The sequence below is a fragment of the Arthrobacter silviterrae genome, assembly GCF_011045165.1.
Lineage (GTDB): Bacteria > Actinomycetota > Actinomycetes > Actinomycetales > Micrococcaceae > Specibacter > Specibacter silviterrae.
Genome location: NZ_JAAKZI010000069.1, coordinates 1 through 3,298, shown reverse-complemented (window position 1 = coordinate 3,298; position 3,298 = coordinate 1). Strand labels below are relative to the sequence as shown.

Annotated in this window: 3 protein-coding genes and 1 pseudogene; 2 read left to right on the top strand and 2 right to left on the bottom strand. The window is 62.1% G+C overall.

All coding sequences use genetic code 11. The features are described from left to right. Both G6N77_RS19370 and G6N77_RS19365 read left to right on the top strand, forming a co-directional pair. A partial coding sequence (locus tag G6N77_RS19370; protein WP_205678451.1) for a site-specific integrase occupies window positions 1–930 on the top strand: 930 nt, incomplete at its 5' end. 567 nt (window positions 931–1,497) lie between these two features. Then, window positions 1,498–1,884 (top strand): hypothetical protein, encoded by a 387-nt coding sequence (locus G6N77_RS19365; RefSeq protein ID WP_165183806.1) that lies wholly within the window; start codon window positions 1,498–1,500, stop codon window positions 1,882–1,884. A gap of 163 nt (window positions 1,885–2,047) precedes the next feature. Here the strand turns inward: G6N77_RS19365 and istB are convergent, their stop codons facing one another. Both istB and G6N77_RS19355 read right to left on the bottom strand, forming a co-directional pair. Continuing rightward, complete coding sequence (gene istB / locus G6N77_RS19360) at window positions 2,048–2,872, bottom strand: IS21-like element helper ATPase IstB (RefSeq protein ID WP_165183805.1); 825 nt, start codon at window positions 2,870–2,872, stop codon at window positions 2,048–2,050. Continuing rightward, window positions 2,869–3,298 (bottom strand): annotated as a pseudogene (locus G6N77_RS19355) (hypothetical protein); the annotation flags it as partial. The pseudogene G6N77_RS19355 and the gene istB, both read right to left, overlap by 4 nt.

The window sequence follows — 3,298 nt, the reverse complement described above, 5'->3', positions numbered from 1 at the left end:
TTTCCTGTTCATATTTTGATGCGTCGCATAGGGAGACGCAATCAGAATGCGGAAAATCGTACGCCGAGGCCTCGTCAAGGCGCGCACTCGTCAGTTAAGAATGCGGCCCGTATTCGAAACCTTGTTGATGATGTAGGACCCTCAACCGCGAGAAGTTGCGGGGCCGTCATGTCCTGGATGTTTAAGGTAGCGCTTCGACACGGTGCCGTCACGGTCAACCCGGTCATAGGGGTTTCAATCCCACGAAACCGGACGGGGAAACCACAGGCCTTAGATGCTGTGCAGTATCAAGATTTGCGGCAGAAGCTCATCCATTGGGAAACAGCTCCTGCCCTCGGCCGGCCGCGCACACAGGAACTCCATGAGATATCAGACTTCCTGATCGCGACCGGGGTCCGACCCGGGGAACTCTTCGCGCTCCGCTGGAACGACGTTGACTTGGATGCCGAACCGCCCACGGTCTTCATCAATGCGACCGTCATTAGAACCACTGCAGGTGGCGTCCGCATCCAGAACCACCCCAAATCCCAACACGGCATCCGACACCTGACCATTCCCGACTTCTTGGTTGAGCAGTTGCGTGAACGAAGTAAGCGCCAAACCGAATCCAGAACACCAAACTCGCTGAACCTAATTTTCCCATCCACCACCGGAACCGTGTGCGATGCGAACAACGTCGGCAAACTCTGGCGCAAGGTGGCGGATTCGATTGGGTACAACTGGGTGACCCTGAAGACTTTCAGGAAGGCCAATGCAACAAGAATTGCACGTACCATGGGCGTCGAAGCCGCCGCAGGACCTCGCGACGCCGGAGGGAAAGACCGACTTCTTCCTGGAGGAAGACGAGAACTTCAAGCGTCCCGGCGTCCCGGCGTCCCGGCGTCCCGACCACGAAGGACGAGGACATCAGGGTTCGAGAAGCCTCGCTGAAGTTCATAACGCTGCGGGGCAACCGGATGGCCGACTGGGTCGAGAAGAACCACCCCGATATTAAGGTCCGGCTACAATAAATAACGTTTACATCCGCTGTTTTCGGCCCACGTTTGAGACATGAAAAAAGCCCCCCAACCTGCCGTTTACCGCAGCTCAGGGGGCTTTCGGGGTGGAGCTAAGGAGATTCGAACTCCTGACCTCCTCTCTGGGGAGGACAGTTTTGGGCAGTCGCGGTAGGTTGCTAAATCCTTGATATTCCGCCGGTTTTGCATCATTTTCACACCAGCCGCAGGTGCTCATATGTGGTCATTTTCGATCGTTTCCGTGGGGTAAACGTGGGGTGATCCGATGCCATGGCTATCCACGCGGCTGGAGGCTGGCCACGTAACTTCGAGTTTGCCAGGCTACCTCGCCCTTGTATGCAGCCATCTAACTTACAGTCTGCGAAAAGTGAGAAGGGGCCTCTTTCGGGCCCCCTCACCTCGGCGGTACCGATAATGAAGATTATGTCAAGTAAATATACTTTACTTATCTAAAGTTTTTTAACCGTGATACATTTATATCATGGTGAGGAAGTTGACGGAAGACCAGGAGTCACTCGCCCACTATGCGTGGGAGCTGGCCCGGCACCGGGCGGCACTGGCCAAACAGCTGGCCGACGTTGAGGAATATGAACGCCAGGCTGTTGCACTGGCCGCCCGGTATGGGGTGAGGCAGACATTGTTGGCCGCGGTGACCGGGCGCAGCCCGGGCAGGATCTCCCAGGTCGTTGCGGCCACGAACACCGAACCACTGGGCACCCTGGAAGATGCCCGCCGCCCGTGGTCCACGGCGCTGGAGCACACCCAGGAGCATCTCGCGGCCAGGTCCCGGCCCGCCACCGCGGCCGAACGGGACCAATGGAACGCCCACCGTCAACTCGTTCACGGGCATCCGGACACCCCCGGCTAATCCTTGCACCACCGAACCTTGCATCAACCCGCCGGAACCAGGTGTGATTTTAGTGGTTTTTTGGTAGCTATCCGGGTCTTTAGGGTTGAAGATACAGGAGAGTGTCGCTTGCCAGCGGGATGGGACCACCGCTTTGCCACGAGTATGGGACCACTCGTTAGTGTTATTTAGCATTGCGGGTCTCCTTGTTTTCATCAAGGGTGGGGCGCTGGTTTCCGGTGTTGCGTTGGCGCCATGAGGGGCCTTCGATGACGAGGGTGTGGGCGCCTTGGGTGAGCCGGTCGATGGCTGATTGGGCCAGCAGGGTGTCGGCGGTCATGGCCATCCATTCGGCGGGTTCGCGGTTGGAGCTGATGATGGTGGATTTGCGGCGGTGGCGTTCAACGACGATTTCGTAGAAGTCGTTGGTCTCGGTGGCGTCGAGGGCCTTGATGGCGAAGTCGTCCACGATGAGCATGTCCACGGCGGCGATGCGCCGCATTTCGGCCTCGAGGCTGTTGTCGAGCCGGGCGGCCCGCAGGCGGGTGAAGAGCTTGTCGGCGCGGGTGAAGTGCACGCTCATGCGCCGCCGGATCCCGGCGTGGCCCAGGGCGGTGGCGAGGTGGGTTTTGCCGACCCCGACCGGGCCCAGCAGGAGCACGGAGTGCCCGGCCTCGGCGAAGGCCAGGGTCGACAGGTCCGAGAGGAGCATCCGGTCGTAGCTCAGGTCCTCGGCGTCGTCCCAGCTTTCCAGGCGCATGGATGCGTCCAGTCCGGCCCGGGCGGCGCGCAGGGTGGCGGAGCGGGAGTCGCGGCGGGAGAGTTCATCGGCGAGCAGGAGTTCCAGGAACGCCGCGTGGCCCATCTTTTGCTGGCGGGCCAGCACGAGGCGTTCGGGCAGGGTGTCCTTGAGCCCGGAGAGTTTCAGGGCCCGCAGGATCCGTGAGAGGTCCGTGCTGACCGGGTCCACCGGCCCCGCCGGGATGGTCGCGGTGCTGGGCTGGTTCATCGTGCATCCTCCTGTGCTGTCTGCGTTTCCCTGGCTTGTTCCGGCGTTTCGGCGTGGGAGAAGACCAGGTGCAGCTGCACGCCGCGGCCGTACCGGGGGCCGGCGCCGACCCCGATCTCCCCGCCGGTCCCCGGACTGGCGGCGGCACCGGTCCCCTCATTGGCCAGCCCGGTCCGCGTGGTGGCAATAGCGGTCCCAGCGTTGGCCACGCCGGTCCCAGCACTGGCAGCGCCGCCGGTCCCGGCACTGGCCAGGGTGGTCCCCGTGCCGGCAGAACGTCCCGCCGCCGAGGGCCCGGCCGCGGCGTATTCGGACGGGTCGCGGGTGAAGCGCGCCGTCCCGGCCGCGACGGCGACCGGCATCAGGGCCGGGATGTTCTCGATGGCCTTGGCCAGCATGGAGGCGATCTTGCCCACGGCGACGACG